The sequence below is a fragment of the Acinetobacter sp. yr461 genome (genome assembly GCF_900110445.1).
GTDB classification, from domain to species: Bacteria; Pseudomonadota; Gammaproteobacteria; order Pseudomonadales; family Moraxellaceae; genus Acinetobacter; species Acinetobacter calcoaceticus.
Map to the genome: position 1 here is coordinate 20,040 of NZ_FODU01000001.1, position 19,652 is coordinate 39,691.

General features: G+C 38.5%; 23 protein-coding genes. 14 read left to right on the plus strand and 9 right to left on the minus strand.

Going from position 1 to position 19,652, the window contains the following annotated elements; genetic code table 11:
* Position 1: 1 nt before the first annotated feature.
* From BMW38_RS00105 to BMW38_RS00130, 6 genes are all read left to right on the plus strand, one after another.
* A complete protein-coding gene (locus BMW38_RS00105; protein ID WP_092705343.1) occupies positions 2-1,540 on the plus strand; it encodes a 3-hydroxyacyl-CoA dehydrogenase in 1,539 nt (512 codons plus the stop codon).
* 12 nt (positions 1,541-1,552) lie between these two features.
* A complete protein-coding gene (gene pcaF, locus BMW38_RS00110; protein WP_092705344.1) occupies positions 1,553-2,761 on the plus strand; it encodes a 3-oxoadipyl-CoA thiolase in 1,209 nt (402 codons plus the stop codon).
* A 40-nt stretch (positions 2,762-2,801) separates the two neighbouring features.
* The gene (paaK, locus tag BMW38_RS00115) at positions 2,802-4,091 is read left to right on the plus strand and encodes a phenylacetate--CoA ligase PaaK (RefSeq protein ID WP_092705345.1); all 1,290 of its coding nucleotides are present in this window, start codon (positions 2,802-2,804) and stop codon (positions 4,089-4,091) included.
* A 53-nt stretch (positions 4,092-4,144) separates the two neighbouring features.
* The gene (gene paaX, locus BMW38_RS00120) at positions 4,145-5,110 is read left to right on the plus strand and encodes a phenylacetic acid degradation operon negative regulatory protein PaaX (RefSeq protein ID WP_000062822.1); all 966 of its coding nucleotides are present in this window, start codon (positions 4,145-4,147) and stop codon (positions 5,108-5,110) included.
* Positions 5,097-5,702 carry a DapH/DapD/GlmU-related protein gene (locus tag BMW38_RS00125; RefSeq protein WP_031993637.1) on the plus strand — a complete coding sequence of 202 codons (606 nt, stop codon included), beginning with the start codon at positions 5,097-5,099 and terminating at the stop codon, positions 5,700-5,702. The genes paaX and BMW38_RS00125 overlap by 14 nt, the downstream gene beginning before the upstream one ends.
* Positions 5,703-5,779: 77 nt before the next feature.
* On the plus strand, positions 5,780-6,163 hold the full coding sequence (locus BMW38_RS00130) for a PaaI family thioesterase (RefSeq protein WP_092705346.1): 384 nt from the start codon (positions 5,780-5,782) through the stop codon (positions 6,161-6,163).
* A 143-nt stretch (positions 6,164-6,306) separates the two neighbouring features.
* On the opposite strand, the gene BMW38_RS19450 is transcribed toward BMW38_RS00130, so the two are convergent.
* Positions 6,307-6,540, minus strand: a complete 234-nt coding sequence (locus tag BMW38_RS19450) for a hypothetical protein (protein ID WP_199990904.1) — start codon at positions 6,538-6,540, stop codon at positions 6,307-6,309.
* Positions 6,541-6,822: 282 nt separating this feature from the next.
* On the opposite strand from BMW38_RS19450, the gene BMW38_RS00140 reads away from it, so the two are divergent.
* Positions 6,823-7,047, plus strand: a complete 225-nt coding sequence (locus BMW38_RS00140) for a hypothetical protein (RefSeq protein WP_092705347.1) — start codon at positions 6,823-6,825, stop codon at positions 7,045-7,047.
* 82 nt (positions 7,048-7,129) lie between these two features.
* On the opposite strand, the gene BMW38_RS19395 is transcribed toward BMW38_RS00140, so the two are convergent.
* Positions 7,130-7,282 (minus strand): hypothetical protein, encoded by a 153-nt coding sequence (locus BMW38_RS19395; RefSeq protein WP_092705348.1) that lies wholly within the window; start codon positions 7,280-7,282, stop codon positions 7,130-7,132.
* A 517-nt stretch (positions 7,283-7,799) separates the two neighbouring features.
* Between BMW38_RS19395 and BMW38_RS00150 the strand changes: the two genes are divergently transcribed.
* The 5 genes from BMW38_RS00150 to BMW38_RS00175 all read left to right on the plus strand — a co-directional run bounded on the left by BMW38_RS00150 (position 7,800) and on the right by BMW38_RS00175 (position 10,757).
* Positions 7,800-7,949, plus strand: coding sequence for a hypothetical protein (locus BMW38_RS00150; protein WP_092705349.1), 150 nt, complete (start codon positions 7,800-7,802; stop codon positions 7,947-7,949).
* A 94-nt stretch (positions 7,950-8,043) separates the two neighbouring features.
* Complete coding sequence (locus BMW38_RS00155; protein WP_092705350.1) at positions 8,044-8,514, plus strand: hypothetical protein; 471 nt, start codon at positions 8,044-8,046, stop codon at positions 8,512-8,514.
* A 146-nt stretch (positions 8,515-8,660) separates the two neighbouring features.
* On the plus strand, positions 8,661-8,849 hold the full coding sequence (locus BMW38_RS00160; RefSeq protein WP_092706060.1) for a hypothetical protein: 189 nt from the start codon (positions 8,661-8,663) through the stop codon (positions 8,847-8,849).
* Between the two features lie 39 nt (positions 8,850-8,888).
* Positions 8,889-9,515: a hypothetical protein gene (locus tag BMW38_RS00165; RefSeq protein ID WP_213031069.1), complete on the plus strand. Its 627-nt coding sequence runs from the start codon at positions 8,889-8,891 to the stop codon at positions 9,513-9,515.
* Between the two features lie 681 nt (positions 9,516-10,196).
* Positions 10,197-10,757, plus strand: coding sequence for a TetR/AcrR family transcriptional regulator (locus BMW38_RS00175; protein ID WP_092705351.1), 561 nt, complete (start codon positions 10,197-10,199; stop codon positions 10,755-10,757).
* 70 nt (positions 10,758-10,827) lie between these two features.
* On the opposite strand, the gene BMW38_RS00180 is transcribed toward BMW38_RS00175, so the two are convergent.
* Positions 10,828-11,511, minus strand: a complete 684-nt coding sequence (locus BMW38_RS00180; RefSeq protein WP_092705352.1) for a TetR/AcrR family transcriptional regulator — start codon at positions 11,509-11,511, stop codon at positions 10,828-10,830.
* Between the two features lie 191 nt (positions 11,512-11,702).
* Between BMW38_RS00180 and BMW38_RS00185 the strand changes: the two genes are divergently transcribed.
* Complete coding sequence (locus BMW38_RS00185; RefSeq protein ID WP_092705353.1) at positions 11,703-12,557, plus strand: metal-dependent hydrolase; 855 nt, start codon at positions 11,703-11,705, stop codon at positions 12,555-12,557.
* Positions 12,558-12,578: 21 nt separating this feature from the next.
* A complete protein-coding gene (locus BMW38_RS00190; RefSeq protein WP_092705354.1) occupies positions 12,579-13,028 on the plus strand; it encodes a limonene-1,2-epoxide hydrolase family protein in 450 nt (149 codons plus the stop codon).
* 8 nt (positions 13,029-13,036) lie between these two features.
* On the opposite strand, the gene BMW38_RS00195 is transcribed toward BMW38_RS00190, so the two are convergent.
* The 6 genes from BMW38_RS00195 to BMW38_RS00220 all read right to left on the minus strand — a co-directional run bounded on the left by BMW38_RS00195 (position 13,037) and on the right by BMW38_RS00220 (position 19,338).
* Positions 13,037-14,248: a GTP-binding protein gene (locus BMW38_RS00195; RefSeq protein ID WP_092705355.1), complete on the minus strand. Its 1,212-nt coding sequence runs from the start codon at positions 14,246-14,248 to the stop codon at positions 13,037-13,039.
* A gap of 43 nt (positions 14,249-14,291) precedes the next feature.
* The gene (gene nthB, locus BMW38_RS00200) at positions 14,292-14,942 is read right to left on the minus strand and encodes a nitrile hydratase subunit beta (protein WP_092705356.1); all 651 of its coding nucleotides are present in this window, start codon (positions 14,940-14,942) and stop codon (positions 14,292-14,294) included.
* 42 nt (positions 14,943-14,984) lie between these two features.
* Positions 14,985-15,584 (minus strand): nitrile hydratase subunit alpha, encoded by a 600-nt coding sequence (gene nthA / locus BMW38_RS00205; RefSeq protein ID WP_092705357.1) that lies wholly within the window; start codon positions 15,582-15,584, stop codon positions 14,985-14,987.
* Between the two features lie 84 nt (positions 15,585-15,668).
* Positions 15,669-17,183 carry an amidase gene (locus BMW38_RS00210; protein ID WP_092705358.1) on the minus strand — a complete coding sequence of 505 codons (1,515 nt, stop codon included), beginning with the start codon at positions 17,181-17,183 and terminating at the stop codon, positions 15,669-15,671.
* A 140-nt stretch (positions 17,184-17,323) separates the two neighbouring features.
* Positions 17,324-18,202: a transporter gene (locus tag BMW38_RS00215; RefSeq protein WP_092705359.1), complete on the minus strand. Its 879-nt coding sequence runs from the start codon at positions 18,200-18,202 to the stop codon at positions 17,324-17,326.
* Positions 18,203-18,288: 86 nt separating this feature from the next.
* Positions 18,289-19,338, minus strand: a complete 1,050-nt coding sequence (locus tag BMW38_RS00220; RefSeq protein ID WP_092705360.1) for an aliphatic aldoxime dehydratase — start codon at positions 19,336-19,338, stop codon at positions 18,289-18,291.
* Between the last annotated feature and the right edge of the window lie 314 nt (positions 19,339-19,652).

The following is a 19,652-nucleotide window of genomic DNA, read 5'->3' on the forward strand; positions in this document are numbered from 1 at the left end:
CATGACAGATTTAGACTTATCTCACGCCCGAATTGCCGTAATTGGTTCTGGCACCATGGGCATCGGCATTGCCCAGTTAGCCATCGTCAATGGACACTCGACCATTTTATATGATCTGGACGCTCAAAAAGCACAACAAGCCGTTGAGGGCTTGGAGCAGACTTTTAAAAAGCTGGTTGAAAAGAGCAAGCTCACACAACAGCAAGCTGATGAAGCCTTAGCGCGTTTAACTGTGGTGAATCAAGTTGAAGCGCTACGTGATGCTGACTTGGTCATTGAAGCGGTCGTTGAGAAAAAAGAAGTTAAACAATCTTTATTTAAACAACTTGCTGAAATTTGTAGTGCGCAAACCATTTTTGCAAGCAATACATCTTCAATTTCAGTGACTGCAATTTCGGCGGGCATTGCTCATCCTGAGCGCGTAGTAGGTTTACACTTTTTTAACCCTGCGCCAGTCATGAAACTGGTTGAAATTGTACAAGGATTAAAAACACCAAACAGTTTATGTTTGGCTTTAAAAAACTTAATGCTCGGTTGGAAAAAAATTCCGGTACTCACCAAGTCGACTCCAGGTTTTATTGTTAACCGAATTGCACGTCCGTTTTATGCAGAAGGTTTTAGAGCACTGCAAGAACAAGTTACCAGCTACAACCAGCTAGATTATGCCTTAAAGCAGTGTGGCGGTTTTGCGATGGGACCGTGTGAACTCACCGACCTCATTGGGCAAGATGTTAACTTTTCGGTGACCCAAAGCGTTTACCAAGAATTTTTTTACGAGCCACGCTACCGTCCAAGCCTAATTCAAAAAGAGTTAGTCGATGCTGGCGCTTGGGGCCGTAAGTCAAAACAAGGCTTTTATACCTACAATGAAAAAAATCAGTACGAGACGTTCCAGCCTAAAGCTGTGGTTACCAAGTCAATTGATGCACGTATTCAGCTAAAGGGTGCTTGGTCTCAGCTACCTGCTTTTTTAACGCGTTTAGGTTTAAAAAGCGGATCTGCGAGTGATGACAATATTCTTCAAATTGATGATATCGACTTACGTTTAAGCCAAGGTGAGTCAGCCAATATTCATTACCTAAGCCGTAAAGTGGTTTTAATGGATTGGCATCATGATTTTGAACAGGCGCAGACTTTAGTACTCAGTCATAACGAACTATGTGAAGCAAGTGACCTCGCTAAAGTTGAAGCTTACTTTGCACAGTTTGGTATCAGCGTGATGTGGATTAAAGACCATCCGGCACTGTTAACCTTACGTACCATCGCTTTACTCGTTAATGAAGCCTGTGAAGCAAGTTTACATGGTGTTGCGAGTCTGGAAGATATTGATAATGCCATGAAATATGGAGTGAATTATCCTAAAGGTCCTTACCAGTGGTTGACACAAATGGGTGGCGCTTATGTGCTCCAAACCTTAAATAACTTATATGCACTGTATGGAGAGGAAAAATATCGCGCGAGTATCTACCTCAAGCAATATGTAGCGAAAACTCAAAACATTGCTACTCAATATTCACGTGATATGACCGCATTTGCATAATCAGGAGTCAACATGGAAGACGTTTTAATTTGCGATTTTATTCGTACCCCAATTGGACGATATGCAGGTGCCCTAAGTGCTGTACGTGCAGATGATTTAGCTGCATTGCCAATCAAATATTTAAAAGATAAACACCCGAACTTACCGTGGAATACGGTAGACGAAGTATTTTTAGGATGTGCTAACCAAGCAGGTGAAGACAACCGTAACGTTGCACGTATGGCAACACTCTTGGCAGGCTTACCTGATACAGTCCCAGCGATGACCGTCAATCGTTTATGTGCCTCTGGTTTAGATGCGGTAGGACTTGCGGCACGCTCAATTAAAGCAGGTGAAGTGCAGTTCGTTTTGGCAGGTGGTGTTGAGTCGATGAGCCGTGCACCATTTGTACAAGCTAAACCAACCGAAGCGTTTAGCCGTACACCTGAAATTTATGACACCACCATTGGCTGGCGCTTTGTAAATAAACAACTTAAAGCTCAGTACGGCACAGACAGCATGCCGGAAACTGCCGAAAATGTAGCTGAAAAATATCAGATTAGTCGTGAAGACCAAGATGCTTTTGCATTGCGTAGCCAACAAAAAACGGCTGCGGCACAACAAAACGGTTTTTTTAACGATGAGATTTTGCCTGTCGAGATTGTAGATCGTAAGAAAAACGTGAACGTTGTTAATCGAGACGAACATCCACGTGAAACGACACTTGAAGCACTCGCAAAACTAAAAGCGCCGTTTAAAAAAGAAGGTGGTTCGGTCACTGCCGGAAATGCCTCTGGTGTAAATGATGGTGCCGCGAGTGTGTTAATTACCAACCGTGAATTTGCAGATACACATGGTTTAAAACCTTTAGCACGAGTGATTGGTATTGCAAGTGCAGGGGTTGAACCCAAATATATGGGTATAGGTCCTGTTCCGGCTGTGCAGAAAATTTTAAAGCAGACAGGTTTAACGCTAGATCAGATGGATGTGATTGAACTGAATGAAGCATTCGCAGCCCAATCTTTGGCTTGTATGCGTGAACTCGGTCTAAAAGATGACGATGAACGCGTTAACCCAAATGGTGGTGCGATTGCGTTAGGGCACCCGCTAGGTATGAGTGGTACACGTTTGGTGATTACGGCAACACGTGAGCTAAAAAAACGAGGTGGACGCTATGCACTTTGCACGATGTGTGTGGGTGTTGGACAAGGCGTCGCACTGATTTTGGAAAATTTAAATTAATTCAGACGGTTTTTAAAATTATATAATGAGGAGAGAGGCGATGGACAGCCTTACAACGGATAATGTTGAGCAATTAACACTTGCAGAACTTAGAGAGCTGCAAACTACACGGTTAAAACAAACCCTGACTTTTGTATATGAAAATAGTCCGGTCTATAAGAAAAAGTTCGATGACGCAGGTGTACATCCTGATGACTTCGTGACTTTAGACGATCTGGCAAAGTTTCCATTTACAACGAAACAGGATTTAAGAGACAACTATCCGTTTGGGATGTTTGCCGTACCGCAAGAGCAAATTGTGCGTTTACATGCGTCATCAGGAACAACGGGTAAACCGACCGTGGTGGGTTATACCCAAAAAGATATTAACACTTGGTCAGACATCGTTGCGCGTTGCTTACGCATGGCAGGTTTAACTGCTAAGGACATGATTCAGGTTGCTTATGGCTATGGACTATTTACAGGTGGTCTAGGCGCACATTATGGCGCTGAGCGTTTAGGTGCAACGGTTATTCCAATGTCTGGCGGGCAAACTGAAAAACAAGTTCAGCTCATTCAAGACTTTAAACCGACTGCAATTATGGTTACGCCATCGTATTGCGTGAGCATTATTGAAAAGCTCGAGCAACAATTTGGTACTGCACGTAATACGTCTTTAAAAGTCGGTATTTTTGGTGCCGAGCCGTGGACCAACGAACTGCGCCGTGAAATTGAAGAACGCCTCAACATTAAAGCACTTGATATTTATGGTTTGTCTGAGGTGATGGGACCGGGTGTTGCCATGCAATGCCTAGGCGAGGGCGAGGGATTAACCATTTGGGAAGATCATTTCTATCCGGAAATTATTAACCCTGAAACTGGCGAAGTTTGTAAAGATGGTGAACTTGGCGAATTAGTCTTTACGACCATTACTAAAGAAGGCTTGCCGATTATTCGTTACCGTACCCGTGATTTGACCCGTTTGCTCGCTGGAGAAAATCTGACAATGCGTAAAATGGATAAAATTGTGGGCCGTAGTGACGACATGCTGATTATTCGCGGTGTGAATGTTTTCCCGACCCAAATTGAAGAGCAAATTTTGCAAGTTCCGAATTTAGTTCCAAATTATGAAATTTTGGTGACTAAAAAAGGACATATGGATACTTTGCATATTCGTACAGAGATGTGTCATAACTGTACTATACAGGCCAATCAACTTGCTCAGGAGTTGATGAAACGTATTAAAACCATGATTGGGATTAGCGTTACTGTAGAAGTTGTGACAGAAGCGACCTTACCTCGTTCGGAAGGTAAGGCAAAGCGGGTAATCGATATGCGTCAGATTGCTTAACATCAAGATCATTCAGGGTATAGAATCTATACCCTGAAACTAAACACCAAGACATGAGTATGAGTGCAAAAATACAGCAAATAATTGATTCTGTTGTAAAGAATGAAACCTTAAGTGGAACTTCGCTTATTTCGACAATTTTTGGAGATTCAGTACTTCATCGGGGTGGAAACATTAGTCTTGCGAGCCTGATTCAGTTATTAGAGCTGTTTGGTTTTAATGACCGTGCTGTAAGAACCTCTGTTTTTCGTTTAGTTAAAAATGATTGGTTATGTTCAGACAAAATCGGCAGAACCAGTTTTTATCGAATTACCGATTCAAGCCGTTCGACTTATTTGCAGGCCGAGCAACGTATTTATAACGACCAGATGAAAGAGTGGGACCATTATTGGGATCTTATTCTGATGTCTAGCCTCGACACTGAAAATAAAGCGTTGCTAAAGAAAGAACTCGAATGGTTAGGATTTGCCAATATTTCAACAAACTTAATGGCTTATCCGGGTTGTAACCGTATTGAACTGCAACGCTTGTTGGTTGACTTAAATATGAGTGAGCAAGTGGTGGTGTTTAAAGCCGAAACATTGCAGCTCTTTAATAATTCGGTCGATACCATTGGTCGTATGCTCAGAACCAACTGGCCAATCGATGAATTACGCCAAAGATATTTACAGTTTCTCGATATTTTTAGAGAAATTGGCGTGTTGCTGATGCAAGAAAACGAACAACTCGAACCTGTTCAGGCCTTTCAAATTCGAACTTTGCTGATTCATTATTATCGACGGATTTTATTGAAAGACCCTGCATTGCCGCTTGAGTTGTTGCCGACTGACTGGCCTGCGATTAGTGCACGAACTTTATCAATGAATATTTATAAAAAAGTATTTGAACCTGCCGATGAATACTTCTTGTCTGTTGCTGCAACAGCAGAAGGGCCTATGCCAAATGCCACAGCACATTATTGGCGCCGTTTCGGAGGTTTGGTTGCGACAAATGAGAGGTTAAATCATGCCTTGTTATAGTATTGACGGTGTTATTCCAGTCGTAAGTCCAGAGGCTTTTGTACACCCAACCGCTGTTTTAATTGGTGATGTGATTATTGAAGCGGGCGTATATGTGGGGCCATTTGCTTCATTGCGTGCCGATTTTGGTCGTATTCATATTAAGCAAAATGCCAATATACAAGATAACTGCACCGTACATGGTTTTCCGCAAAGCGTGACGTTAGTTGAAGAAATGGGGCACATTGGGCATGGCACAACTTTACATGGCTGCCGCATTGGAAAAAATGTTTTGGTCGGCATGAACAGCGTAATTTTAGACTATGCCGAAATTGGTGAAAACACTATTATTGGCGCAAATAGCTTGGTCAAAACCAAAGATATTATTCCGGCAAATGTATTGGCAATGGGTAGTCCTGCCAAGGTGGCACGTGATTTATCAGAACAAGAAAAAAAGTGGAAAACCAGAGGCACGCAAGAATACATTGAGCTTGCACAGCGATGCTTAAACTCAATGCAAGAAGTTCAGCCTTTAAGCTCAGAGTTAGATGACCGCCTGACCTATAAGGACTTTAATTCTTCAAACTATCAGATTAAACAAGATAGTGTTTAACGACGATTCATAAGTCGATTTCAATACACATGAGTTCATAAAACTTAAGGAATACTCGCACGAGTAGGGAGACGTTTGTGCAAAAAATGGAAACCACTGCGGTTGATCAATTCGCAGAGCTATTGGGTGTTCAAGTGCTGCATCGCAGTTTTGATGAAGCGCGTTGCCAGCTTCATGTGAAAGACGAACACATGAATGCCTTGGGCGGCGTGCATGGTGGCGTCATATTTTCTTTAGCCGATATCGCTTTTGCGATGGCTTGTAATGCAGGGGATGCGCCATATACTGGCCTACAGGCGGATATTCGCTATATGAGTGGTGCGAAAGATAGGATGTTATTTGCAACGGCAACCAAGGTCGGTAGTAGTAAAAAATTTGCGCATTATGAAGTGTTAATAACAGACGGTTTGAATAATAAAGTCGCTTTATTTACATCTACATGTTACAGGCTCGCACCATAACATGCGGTTATGAGGCTTATTTCTCCGTTTTTTGTAAGCATTTCCAGATTTAAAAGTTTTTTATTTTTTAAATAGATTGTACTTTTTTATCTCATTAAATCAGGTGTCTACAAAACACTCATCAATGAGCCAATTTCATTGATTTATTCAAGATCAAGTTGATTATCGTCTTTAGTAATTTTAATTTTTAACTTTTTATATTTGCGTTTGTTTGGATCAATTGCAGAATTTATGACCTCATCTGAGAAAGAGGAGCATAACATTAATTTTGCGTATGCACGGTAGCCTATTAAAATTCTGCGTAGCGGATAGTCCGTTCTTGTAGAGTAATATTCGATACGCGAGTTAAGCTCTTGTAGTAGGGTCTGTTCGGCCATTCGAATAATTTTCTGTAAGTGGTGCATTGCAGCATATAGAGATTTAGCTAATCAAAGAAGGGTTATTTAGGAATGATATGAAATTTAGAAAATTAAACACTGATATTGCTTATTAAAATATTCTAGACATACAATTTATTTTTTATCACCTGTAAGTTTAAACAGATACGCTAAAATCATAATATACTGATAAATAATGAAAAAAATTACTGGTAACAACTCTTTTTCGAGCAACTGGTCTATGTGTGTTATAGTCAAATTCGATTAATAATTGGTATTAAAATGGATATTTGTATTGGCGGCATACTTGATGGTCAAAAAAGAAAGGATGATCAAACTCATTTCAAAGTAGACAACCATTATTCTGATCATGGTTCTCAATATAATAAAGAGTATTTTCATTTAGATGGACAACTTCATTCATTTTGGGTAAGTGAAGAGCTTGGCTTGTATGAGGCACAAAAAAGAGTTGAATTAATACTAAATACGAGATTTTTAGTTACCTAAATTAAAATAATTTATTTATAAGAAATAATATGAAAGAAGTCCAATATTGGACTTCTTTCATATTATTTAAAATTTTATCTTTTTATTTATTTTTTTCTTCATTATTTTTAATTGATGAAGAGTCTTCTGATTCAGATGGCTGAGCTGGTTTTTCAACTTTATCCTCATTTGGTTTTGGATCGGAATCATTCTGGTTTTGAGTTGCTTTTTTTGAAAAGTCTTTGAAGTCAGACATTTTAAACTTCTTAATAAGAGTAGTGAAGCTTAATCGTATACCTTTAACTGAGTTACATTGCGGTAGTTATAGGGGTGGTATGTAGAGATATGTTCCTTTATATATTTTTATATTGAAATAATTTTTAAAAGATATCTTATATGTTGATTTAAATGGTGAAATTTAAATTAATGGTGAGAATTAATTAATATTTTAAATTTATTTTATTTATAGAGGGTAATAAAAATTTAATATTCATGTCTACATTAAAGAGTGTGGGGGTTTTATAGCATTGTTTTTATGGGTTAAATTTGTATTTGAGAAGTGAAAGTGAAATTAATAAAATTTAAAATAATAGAAAATATAGAGATTTAAAATATTTATTTGGTAGGGGGAGTTAAAATATCTATATTATTTTGATAATAAACAACGGTATTACATTCAGATACACTTGCGTTGTATCTATATAAAGATAAAGGGCCTATGTTAACTAAGTGTTAGATAATCATCTGCACAACATTAAATAGGAGAGACTCTAATGTCTCAGGACCAAGTTAAAAGCGATCAAGACAAATCAAAAGAGCAACAACAGCAACAACAAGATGGTAAAGAGTTTGAGCCTAAAACTCCTGATCAAAATGATTTAGAAAAATTGAATGAAAATGATAAAAATGAGAAAAAATCATAATATAGATAATTATATTTTTTCTTAAAAAATTGGTTGGTAGAAAGAATAACCATTCTTTTTGCCAATTTATAAAATTAAGAGGAATATTTTTAATATGTATTTTATTCTAATAGTTTTTATTTTATTTATTTTTGCTTATATTTTATTTAAAGTTTTTTCTAAAGTTAATCTTGAGCTCCCCGAAAGCACCCTGAAAATAGCTGGGAAAATATTTACAGAGAATAAAAACTTTTTTGAACATGAAATAATTGTAATTTTATACCAAGAAGAATTGATAACTTTAGTCGGTAACCAAAATGGTGGCAGATTTAAGGTCTTTAAAAATGCTGTAATATGCCTCGAAAAAGAAACAAATAAAATCGCAGTATATATAGATACTTTAAGAGTAGGGTATCTTAATAAAATAAACTCTTCTAGTTTTGTTAATTTTTTAAAAATAAAAGGTTTTAGTGAGAGAGATGCTTTTGAAGTTGATGCAGTTATAATGAGTGAAGAATCAAGCCAATGGAGCGTAAAGCTAGACATACCATACGATATGGAAAAGTTTAGGTTTGATAAATATTAAAATCCAATAAATATTGGGTTAATTCTTTGTAAGATATATTTTGGTACATATTTTTTAGGATTGGAAATAAAAAAAGATCATAATTAATTGTAGTGATAATAAAAAGGAGAAAAGATATGGAACTGAGAGCAGTAAAAATGCATAAAATGTTTAGAGATTTTCATGAAGAAAAGGCGCTTGGCTATATAGGAGAATATGATGAAAAACATGATCTTGTAGCCATATATAATATTTTAAAAGAAAAAATGCAAAAAATAGAAGGAACCTATCAATGGATTCTACCTTCATCCGGTGAAGTGTTTTTTGTTGAAGAAGATCCACTCTATGTTCGTTAATTAATTTTCCCGTCTAAAAAATCACAAGGATATCAGCTAATGAAGTTTCTAAAAATTCTAAGTTTTAGTGCTATTTTTACGTTATCCGCACATAGTTATGCAACTGTCAGTGGGGGACAAAAGATTGAAGTATTGGGTTATCTGGAAAAAGAGAAAAAACTTTATGTATTAAGACATTATGAAGATGGTCGAGGACGTCTACCACAATTATATTATTATCTATTAAATAGTAAATCGCCTGATAAACTTATTGAAGTTAAATCTCTTTATATCAATCCAAAAACTCATAAAATTGATTATGATCAAGATAGTACAGCGTTTAATAAGGCTCTAAATAAAATTAAAAAGAATTTAACCCCTTTGCTAGTAAGTAAGAGTAAGACTGTAAAAATTCAAATATTAAAAACTCATCAGAATCAAGTATCGGCTTGGTTCGATCCTTCAGGAAAGATCACCCAATATAAAACAGAATATGTTGTAAAATCGCCGTCTTTAAAAAGTAAGACCCATGTTGCTGTTCATTACACCAAAGCAATAAAAATTTCCCAAAATTATAGCGTACCTAAACAAAATAAGAGGTTAGTTGTCGTTAAATATCTGGGGGTTCCAGAAGAAACTGGTTACGATATTGAAGACCCTGTTTTACTACTCCCTATGAAAAAATAAATTTAAGAGTAAATTATTTTCTTGGTTCAAATCGGCAATATACACAGCACCTGTGTATATTCCGCTTAAAAAAATATTCTCACTAGGCTGTTTTATTTATCCCTTTATAAACCCCAATTTAACAATAACTCACTCATTATTTATTCTTACTTTTTAATGATCTAATTTAAATCAAATGTCATTTTGTGTGCTTGACTGCAAAAGGGTTGGACACTATCCTTTGCCTGCTGGCCTACATTGCCAGTCGGTCGTCGCGGACCGTCCCTTAAGGGCATTAAAGGTTTTAAACTTTTAGTGTGTACACCCTCGTGCCCCCTCTATGGTGGAACGGAGGGGGACACCCTTGGGTGTGCTGGAGTCTTAAGGCCAGTCCGCGAACCCCCTTCGTTCTGCCACCATAATTTTAATGTCGGCAGAACTCCCAATAAAAAGGAGTTGGCTTTGCACATCCATTATTTCTTGGCTCTCAATGCCAAAGTCTATAACGACACAACTTAAAAATTTAAAGCAGCTTGAATGCCCTAAGGTTTTCAGGCTTTAAGTCATTACGGCTCAAAAAAACTTATTTAAACAACAAAACTTGAGATGTGCCACGCACAGTCTTTACGGCTTTGCTGTGCCTTTTTTTCTCCCAAAGAAGTATCTCATTTAGAAACAACAAGAATTTATAACGGTAAAACTATGCCAAATTTAGTACTTTCTACACGTGCCATACAAGTTATCAATAAGTCGATTGATTTATTTCACCATCGCGGATTTCACACTGTTGGGGTCGATAGAATCGTGCAAGAGTCTGAAATTCCCAAAGCGACTTTTTATAACTACTTTCACTCTAAGGAACGGTTTGTTGAAATCTGTTTGATCGTACAAAAAGAACGTTTAAAAGAAAAAGTAGTTTCAATTGCTGAATATGGTCTTGATGCGGGTGCGATGGATAAACTCAAGAAACTGTATTTTTTACATACTGATTTGGAGGGGCTGTACTATCTATTATTTAAAGCAATTTTTGAAACGAAACTGACCTATCCAAACGCCTATCAAGTTGCCATTAAATATAGAACGTGGCTCATCAATGAAATCTATAGCCAGCTTATAAAACTAAAAACCGATGCGACTTTTCAGGATGCAAAACTATTTTTATATATGATTGAAGGGGCCATTATTCAGCTTTTAAGCTCCGATGGGGCAATTGATCGGGAAAAGGTGCTGGATTGTTTTTTGGCAGGGTTGAATAAGGTGTAGAGAATATCGAAGTAATCTTCTATGATCTTCAAGAATAGTTATATTAGAAATTAAATAACTGTCATGTCAGTCATTTGCTAATATCGGTTTCGACTTGTTTATATCCAATAGAAAACTGAATGAATTTAACGAGATCATCTTCGAGATCTAATAATTCAGTAAACTTGTTTTGACAAATATAGCGAAAAATAATTTCATAAGCGCCGCCAATAGCTGCATCATAAAATAAATCAGGGACACTTACCCATTGTTCGGGGTGATTCATTTTAATGACGTTATGTATAGATTTTAGTCTTTTTCCTAACTCTGCGAAAAACAAATTACGTTGTTCTAGACAGCGACTTCCCGCATTTGGGAACTCGATTGCCCAAGCCTTGGTGAAGTCTTGTTCACTATTACAAAGTTGCAAATAGGCGCGGACAGAGGATCTAATCCATTGATCTGCATGAATACCTTCAAGTTTAATATCAGAGAGAACTTGCTCAAATAAAGCTTTTCTACCTAAATCATCCGCTGCTAGAAAACAATCTTCTTTGTTCTCAAAAATTTCATAAAAGGCCTGCTTCGATACTCGTGCTCTTTTTACAATGTCTGTAATGGTTGTGGCAGCAAACCCTTTTTCTGCAAATGCACTGATGGCTGCTTTAACCAAACGTCGGCGCTGCTTTTCACGTGTTTCTTCGGTTAACAGGCTAGTACGACCTCTGGGTAAGCCCGCTGCTTGAGTATCGTAAGCGCCAGAGAGTTTTTCCACACTAATTCTTCTAAAATTTGAAATCTTGCTAAAACTATCACTAACCGCTTTTTGGCTCAAGATTGTTTTTTTAAAACATTGAGCTCTTGAAATAAATATATGAATTTCAATTGGATGAAAAATAACTATTGACTAGAAATATAAAGCAATCTACAAAAGAACTAATTGGTACTTTTGTAATTGGAATAATTATGTCTACGCTTGAAGCCATTAAACCTAAACCATCTTCCATAGCCCATCGCCTGAAAGCTTCTTTTCCAGTCAGACGATTAAGTTTTGATTTCACCAGTTCAAAGCGCTATTGGTTTGATAATGACGCTTATTGCACGCATTTAATGAATGCAATGTCAGCTATTTTTCCCCAAGGAGAATTAATGTTGATTGAGGCTTTGAGAAATATTCGGGACAAAATTGATGATGCTGCGCTGCAAGCGGAAATAAGTGCTTTTATTGGACAAGAAGCGATGCATGCTAAAGAGCATTTGGCATTTAACCGTTATGCAGATGAACAGCAAATCAATATCAATGAGCTACAGAATGAAGTTAAAGCCTTATATGCCCTAATGCAAAAAATATTACCAACTATGCATATCATGTCGGTTGGTTGTGCAATTGAACATATCACTGCAACCTTAGGTGCCGAACTCTTGCGTAATGATAACTGGAATCATCGCTTAGTAGGTCCAGTTGCTGAGTTATGGCTATGGCATGCAGTTGAAGAAAATGAACATAAAGCAGTATTTTTTGATGCTTATGTCGCATCAGGCGGGGGATATTTATCACGTATTTTTTATATGACATTTGCAGGAAGCATTTTACTGTTCTTAATTGCAAATAACACACGAAGATTACTCAAAGCAGATCAAGTACTTTCTTTAAATGGCATCGCTAAATTTTTTAAAAAAGCAGTCGGTAGTCAAGGATTACTGACACTACAAACCGTTAAAGATTTTTTAGATTATTACCGACCTGATTTCCATCCTTTTGACCACGATACCAAAACGTTAGAAAACCTTTGGCAACAGCGTTTAGACCTCAAAATTTAAATTTTTAGAACAGGACCTGAAATGAAACCAACCTTAAGTGCTGATGTAAATAATATTCAAGCGCAATCTGAAGAAATCGTTGAACGATTTCTAAACGCACTAGTGGAACAAGATCATGTCACGATCAGTGAATTGCTCCATCCCGACATCCTTTATACCAATGTTTCTTTACCGACATTTAAAGGTGGAAAAAGGGTCGCTGGTCTAATAAAGCTTGCGCTTAGCCGCACAAGAAAATTACAAGTTAAAAATCATCAAATTGTTGCTAAAGGGAACGTGGTCCTCACTGAGCGTACCGATATTGTGAATATTGGACCATTTCATGCTGGATTTTGGGTATGCGGTACATTTAAAGTTGAAAATGGAAAAATAATTTTGTGGCGTGATTACTTTGATTGGTTAAATGTGAGCAAGGGACTCATCAGAGGATTTCTGGGAATAGGAATAACCAGTTTACGTCCAAAAATTTAGATTAAACATCAATAATCTGTCCAAACGTCAGGTCCGTCTTCGATTTCATCTAATGTTAATAAACATTGATCAAGTTGCTGCTGAAGTTGTTCCAAATCAATATTTTGACCGATAAAAACAATTTCCTGTCGACAGTCGCCTGTACGTTGGTCCCATTTTTCAAAAATACTATTACGACGATAAGTATCCTGAGGCCAGTCAGTCTGATTAATAAAATTCCACCATTTGCCTACATATTCCCATGCAAATTGATTTCCTGTTTGCACCAGCATTGCAATATCCTGATAACTGTTGGCAAACCAGATGTAGCCTTTACAACGTAATAAAGCACCATTATTCCATGCCTGCTGTAAAAAGCTCTGAAAACGCTGAGGATGAAAGGGAAGGCGTTCACTATATACCCATGAAGAAATACCATAATTTTCAGATTCAGAATGAATATTTTCATTCGGATCCATATGTTTCATCCATCCTGGAGATTTCACCAAATCAGGCAAATTGAATTTATGAGTATTTAGAATTTTTTCGAGATCAATTTCACCAAAGGACATGGGAAAAATTTCTGCTGCTGGGTTAAGCTCAGTGAGTAGTGATCGCAATTGATAAAATTGTTCTTGTCCAATCACATCAACACGACTGACTAAAATAACATTTGCATATTCAACTTGTTCGATCAATAGATCAGATAAAGGGCGTGTTGTCGGTAACTGTTCATCTTGATGAGCTGTCTCTACTTCGTCATTTGATTGAATCATTTGAGCAAAGTTTTCGCCATTTACTACAGTGACCAGCGTATCCAAGCGGGCCAGTTCACTTAAGCTAAAACCATTTTGATCAAGAAAAGCAAAAGTTTCGGCAACAGGCATGGGCTCTGAAATACCTGTTGATTCAATTAAAATATAGTCAAACTCTGCTTTGCGTGCGATTGTACTAATTTGTTCGAGTAAATCGGCTCTTAATGTACAACAGATACATCCGTTGCTCATTTCAATCAATTGATCAGTACCACGACTGAGATCTACATGACGACGCACATCTTCAACATCAATATTAATTTCACTCATATCATTGACGATTACTGCTACTTTCATATTCTGCTGATGATTCAGAATATAGTTGAGTAGGGTGGTTTTGCCTGAACCTAAAAAGCCAGATAAAACAGTCACAGGAATACGAGAGGAATTAAGTTCAAATTCTGATTTTAATGATATTGCTGTCATGTAAGATCTCATCAGTTCGTGATAATGAATATAGAAAATCAGGTTAAGAAGAGGCCTGAGCTTTGTCCAAATAGCTTTCAAATAAATCAACGACTACAGAACCTTCAAGAGTTGCATCTCCCCATAATTCCTGTGTTGTAAATTCCACATGATAAGTTGGTTGTGGTAATGCATCGGAATGACCATGACCCGCAGCATCTGGAAATGGCCATTTTTCTGTGGTGCGGTGAAGGACAACACCTGTTTTTCCTCTTACATAAGCAGGTACACGAATATGACCGGAAATATATTCATCGCGGACTGTAACCAAGTCTCCAACTTCAAATGGTGGACGTCCTGAAATTGCTGCGCGGCCATTTGAATGGTGTGGATTGGCGAGCTGAAAATGAGAACCTAAAGCTTCATCCAGTTCTTCTTGTGTAATCACACCAGTTTCTGTGAGCAGAGTTGCTGTTGCAATCACATAACGCTCGTAATATTCAGTCCCAACATGTTGCCGTAATCCAATACGTTCCACAGCATGACGAATCTGATCAATATTAAATTTATTTAGATGTCCGGCACCTAGAAACATTAATGTGTAGGCGAGGTGTTCCCAGTCTTTTTTAAATACAGGTTTGTAACTTTTACTATTAATTTGGTGATCAATTGGGCCAAAACCTTGCATACCACCTAAATCATGAAAACCATCCATTATCATTACTCCACTATATAGTTGATAAAGCGTTACTAAAAACTAAGGCAATTTTGGTAAGGCAACACCAATAAGTACGTCCTTTGTGATGAGCTTTTGAAGTTCTTCTTCAGTCATATGCTCAGTTCCTTCAGGACGCATTGGTAATACCAGATAGCGTGTTTCGGCAGAGGTATCCCATACTTTAATTTTGATATCTTCGGGTAATTCGGTGCCCAGTTCTTTTAGTACTGTGCGACCTTCACGCACTAATCGCGCCCGAAATTCAAAACTCTTGTACCATTCTGGTGGTAAGCCCAACACGGGCCAGTTAGTGCAAGAACAAAGGCTGCAAACAATCACATTTTTGATTGTTGGTGTATCTTCAAGGGCAATAATATATTCTCCCTGCGGGCCGGTATAACCAAACATTTCACAGGCTGCTGTACCATTACTTAATAAAAGCTCGCGATAGGCTGGGTCAGCCCACGCTTTAGCAACCACATGAGCGCCGTTAGCCGGATCAAATTTATTGGCAAGCAGATCAGTTAAACCTTCAATAAATCCTTCTGGTATTAATCCTTTATTGCTCAGCACTTTGTGTAATGCCCATGCTCTCTCGCCTGGGGTGGAGTTTGATGTTTTAGAAACAGATGTACTCACGTGTAATACTCCTTGGTAGAGATGAGTTTCAACGAACCATATTCATGAAGAAATGGTTTGATTGAATGAACGTTTTGATTTCGCTTAAAAAGTTTTCCAGTCAACGGCTGCTTCAAAAGCTGCTGCTGCTTGATAAATCGTGCCTTCGTTAAAGTGACGTCCGATGAGCATCATGCCAACAGGTAGATCATCTACGAGACCGCATGGAACACTCATCGCTGGATGGCCCGTAATATCTTGTGGTGCTGTATTTCCAATCATTTCAAATGCACGGGTAATATATTCAGTTAATGAACAATCTGAGTCAGGCAGAGGTTGGGCAACAATAGGGAGAGTTGGCATTAATAACAGATCGTATTCAGCCAATTTCCGGTCATAACCTGCACGGGCACGTCTTACAATATTTTGTGCTTTAGCGTAGTAACGACCTGAATAGTTTCGAATGCCGTATTCGCCCACAAACATACAGACTTTTAATGTTGGAGAAAGTTGATCGGCTTTTTGGCGCCAGTCTTTATGTTTATCGAGTAGTTTGACATCGTATAAGCCTTCCCAGTTGAAGCCCATGCCATTCCCATGCATCATTTGTGCAGTCAGGCCTTCACAGCCGATCGGTGTCCATAATGCACCTGCGAGTTGATGTTCAGGTAAAGAGATTTCTTCAACAATTGCACCGAGTTTTTCAAACTCCGCTGCGGCTTGGCGGACTTTGTCTGCCACTCTTAAGTCCATATTGGGTAGAGCAAAGCCTTCCTTAACAATACCGATTTTTAAACCCTTCACACCACGATCTAAATAACTTGTGTAGTTTTCAACATGAACAGCATATTGACGTGGATCCAGCCCATCGATGCCTGCGATGACTTCAAGCAGTAGTGCATTATCTTGAACCGAACGGCTTATTGGCCCTGCATGATCAATCGTATTTTCAATAGGCATAATCCCGCTATATGGAACCAGTCCATGGGTGGGTTTCATCCCATAAACACCACAAAAAGCAGCCGGAATACGGATTGAGCCGCCTTGATCGCAAGCAATTGCTAAATCAACATCGCCGTTTGAAACAAGTGCAGCACTCCCAGATGATGAACCACCTGCACAATAGCCGTGACGATATGGATTGTGTACTGGGGCAGGGTCTGAGGTGTGGCTGCCACCCGATAAACAGAAATGTTCACAAGTCGCTTTACCTAAAATCGTAGCACCTTCATCAAGCATACGAGTAACGACAGTGGCATCATATTCTGGGATGAAACCTTCCAATGTGGATGAACCATTCATCATTGGAACGTGAGCAAGTGAGACATTATCTTTCAGAGCAACGGTTTTTCCTGCAAGTTTTCCAGTGGTGGCACCTTTAACTTCAGTTTTGTAATACCATGCATTGAGATGATTTTCGGTTACGTCAGGACGATAAAGTTGAGTACGTGGGTAGTGGACTTCTGGAATTTCATCAGCCAGTTCATCAATCAAATCGTATGCATCAAAATTTGCTTGCATAACACTTAGATATTCCTCGGCTTCTGCGTCAGTCAACTGCATGTGCAGGTTGTTTGCAATCTGTTTTAAATCGTCGATAGTTGGTCTTTGAATTGCCATAATTTTTTACCCGTCACTTATTATTCTGACTGAAGATATGTTTTAAATTAGTCTGTTCTTTTCTTGAAAACTTGATTTAAAGCGCCAGACATTTGTTCAAAAAGGACAACATGAGCAGTTATCCTGATAGGGGCTAACTTTTAAAAAATGCGTAAATAACGCAAGTTCAAACGGAAATCTTCTTTCAGGCCATTTTCCACTGAAAGATCACGTCCCAGCTGCACGACGAACTGGTCTTTAGGCGTCATAAATTTGCTAATAGCAAAGCGAATGTTGGTGGTTTGGGTGGAATCATCCTGTGAAACATTATTGATTTTAGTTTCACCACCCCAGTTATGACCGATGCCTAATCCCAGAGAGGTTGTGGCATTTGGCATATAGCGTCCCATGACTTGTGTTTCAAACGAGATATCCTGTTTAAGGGTGTCAGAATTTGCTCCGTAATTATCGTTATTGGTGTAAAACACCACATCACCCACCAGATCTAATGCCCAGTTTGGTGTGAAATGCTTAACATATGCACCCTGTAGATCGAGTTTCCAGCGATTACTCCCCAAATTTAACGGTTTATCATTGTCGTAATCTCCGGTCGGAGCATTAATATAAAGCGTTCCTGCAAGAACATCTTTAGCATCATTTAAGCGATAGCGGACAGGAGCGGTTAAAACAAGATCTCCTATACCAGAGGTGCTCCCAAGTCCGCTGGCATTGTCTTTACCTTCAACGCGACCAAAGGGTAATAAGAACTGTGGCTCAATTGTGACGCGATCGCTGAGTTCGAATACATGGATCATCCTTGCGATTCCTATGTTTGATTCGACTTTCATATCTTTTGCGGCAGTTGAACCATTGCTATAAAGTGCATCGGTCGTGGCATGTTGATAATATATTGCACCGAGAGTTAGGCCGCCGGGAGCTTGCTCATAGTCACCTGGCATCACTTCAGCCCCATGTGTTTCAGCATATGCAGCCAGTAGGGCTATTAACATCATGTAATATTTATAATATTTTGAATTCATTTGCATTTCCTTTAGGCAATAACCAGCCATGAGTACAGTCAGACTGTGCCTGTATTCTTGTGAAATAAAATAATTTTTAGGGTTATTTAGGGCGTTTGTGCGTCCCGCATCATGCCTGTTTGGGAGTGGCAATTGATGTATTCAAATATTTGATGTTTGGCATCACTGACTGAAACTTCATGATAAAGACGCAAGTTTTGTAAGCCAGTAACAACTTTGAAAAAAGTGGTAAAAATTCTGAGATGTGTGGGATGTGATTCTGCCCAACGTTCTAGTTTATCTAATGAGCGCCAGTAACCTATATCGTAAGCGATATCAAGTAAGTTACCATCAAGATCAACATTCCGAACAAAGCGGTTGCTATAGCATCCTACAGATTGGCCTTCATCGCGAAGGAAATCCATGCCATCCTGCAATGAAGGAAGCATTTCATTAAAATATAATGCTCTTTCTTGTTCATCTGCATTGACCCAGTCCTGACCAGAGCGGATTAACGTAATATTGTCATGGCCCTGTACGACAACACGTCCACCTTTTTGAGGATCACCTGAAAGTATAGTTAATTCACCATTAGCTAACATGCGATCTGTCTGTGAAACCGGAAAGCGCTCTCGTGCAGATCCCCAATATCCATGTTCTTGAATATCATCACTGATACTATCCATAACAGCGCCTACACCCGGCAAATCTTCTTTAAACGCATATAAGGTTTCAAATTGTTCAGCCCGTGGCGAAACAATTTCACGAAAATAACCGATGCCATCATTTAGACGTTCATCTGAATTCCACCAGTCATTGACCTCTGCTAAACGTGCCCATTGACAGTAGGCAGCGGGATCACGCCAGTAACCCACTACAATATAATTTTCATAGTTCTGATTATCAGTATGATGTGTTATATCGTGGTTTAATGGTCCGTTTTCTAAACCAAAACTTTTTACGATGTGCTGCATCGCTTTTACAGCCGCAGCTTTTTGGTCAGGTTTAAACTGTATACCTAAATAAGCCATCACAACCTGCTGAAGATCAGCATCAGCCCGAGCTACCCACATGGCAAATGGGGGTTCATATTCATCATGAATACGGCGGCTTAGTGTGCGAGGACATTTTAGATGTTTGTCGATTGCTGATTCCATTTCCTTTCTCCTACATCTCTTATTGCAGTGTTTCAATCGCAAAATTCGTATTGCCTTAATCAAAACAATTAGGCGTTGTTTTAACGGTTGTTTATGTTGGGGGAGTACCGTCGTTATATTGATATTACGCAAGGCATAAAACGAAACTTGGTCAGAATGGACAATCGCTTGTTTAAAAAAGACAGGTTTTAATTTGATCAAAAAAAATATATCGTTTAATTTATAGTGAGCTGTTGATGTTGCAGGATTGCTCTATCAGCATCTAAAAAAGTATAAGTAGATGAATAAAACAAACGAGTCTTATGGAAAAGACT

Excerpts from the sequence above, each read along its gene's own strand:
- BMW38_RS00105 (WP_092705343.1), top strand. The coding sequence starts at position 2 with ATGACAGATTTAGACTTATCTCACGCCCGAATTGCCGTAATTGGTTCT.
- pcaF (WP_092705344.1), top strand. The coding sequence starts at position 1,553 with ATGGAAGACGTTTTAATTTGCGATTTTATTCGTACCCCAATTGGACGA.
- paaK (WP_092705345.1), top strand. The coding sequence starts at position 2,802 with ATGGACAGCCTTACAACGGATAATGTTGAGCAATTAACACTTGCAGAA.
- paaX (WP_000062822.1), top strand. The coding sequence starts at position 4,145 with ATGAGTATGAGTGCAAAAATACAGCAAATAATTGATTCTGTTGTAAAG.
- BMW38_RS00125 (WP_031993637.1), top strand. The coding sequence starts at position 5,097 with ATGCCTTGTTATAGTATTGACGGTGTTATTCCAGTCGTAAGTCCAGAG.
- BMW38_RS19450 (WP_199990904.1), bottom strand. The coding sequence starts at position 6,540 with ATGGCCGAACAGACCCTACTACAAGAGCTTAACTCGCGTATCGAATAT.
- BMW38_RS00140 (WP_092705347.1), top strand. The coding sequence starts at position 6,823 with ATGGATATTTGTATTGGCGGCATACTTGATGGTCAAAAAAGAAAGGAT.
- BMW38_RS19395 (WP_092705348.1), bottom strand. The coding sequence starts at position 7,282 with ATGTCTGACTTCAAAGACTTTTCAAAAAAAGCAACTCAAAACCAGAAT.
- BMW38_RS00150 (WP_092705349.1), top strand. The coding sequence starts at position 7,800 with ATGTCTCAGGACCAAGTTAAAAGCGATCAAGACAAATCAAAAGAGCAA.
- BMW38_RS00155 (WP_092705350.1), top strand. The coding sequence starts at position 8,044 with ATGTATTTTATTCTAATAGTTTTTATTTTATTTATTTTTGCTTATATT.
- BMW38_RS00160 (WP_092706060.1), top strand. The coding sequence starts at position 8,661 with ATGTTTAGAGATTTTCATGAAGAAAAGGCGCTTGGCTATATAGGAGAA.
- BMW38_RS00165 (WP_213031069.1), top strand. The coding sequence starts at position 8,889 with ATGAAGTTTCTAAAAATTCTAAGTTTTAGTGCTATTTTTACGTTATCC.
- BMW38_RS00175 (WP_092705351.1), top strand. The coding sequence starts at position 10,197 with ATGCCAAATTTAGTACTTTCTACACGTGCCATACAAGTTATCAATAAG.
- BMW38_RS00185 (WP_092705353.1), top strand. The coding sequence starts at position 11,703 with ATGTCTACGCTTGAAGCCATTAAACCTAAACCATCTTCCATAGCCCAT.
- BMW38_RS00190 (WP_092705354.1), top strand. The coding sequence starts at position 12,579 with ATGAAACCAACCTTAAGTGCTGATGTAAATAATATTCAAGCGCAATCT.
- BMW38_RS00195 (WP_092705355.1), bottom strand. The coding sequence starts at position 14,248 with ATGACAGCAATATCATTAAAATCAGAATTTGAACTTAATTCCTCTCGT.
- nthB (WP_092705356.1), bottom strand. The coding sequence starts at position 14,942 with ATGGATGGTTTTCATGATTTAGGTGGTATGCAAGGTTTTGGCCCAATT.
- BMW38_RS00210 (WP_092705358.1), bottom strand. The coding sequence starts at position 17,183 with ATGGCAATTCAAAGACCAACTATCGACGATTTAAAACAGATTGCAAAC.
- BMW38_RS00215 (WP_092705359.1), bottom strand. The coding sequence starts at position 18,202 with ATGAATTCAAAATATTATAAATATTACATGATGTTAATAGCCCTACTG.
- BMW38_RS00220 (WP_092705360.1), bottom strand. The coding sequence starts at position 19,338 with ATGGAATCAGCAATCGACAAACATCTAAAATGTCCTCGCACACTAAGC.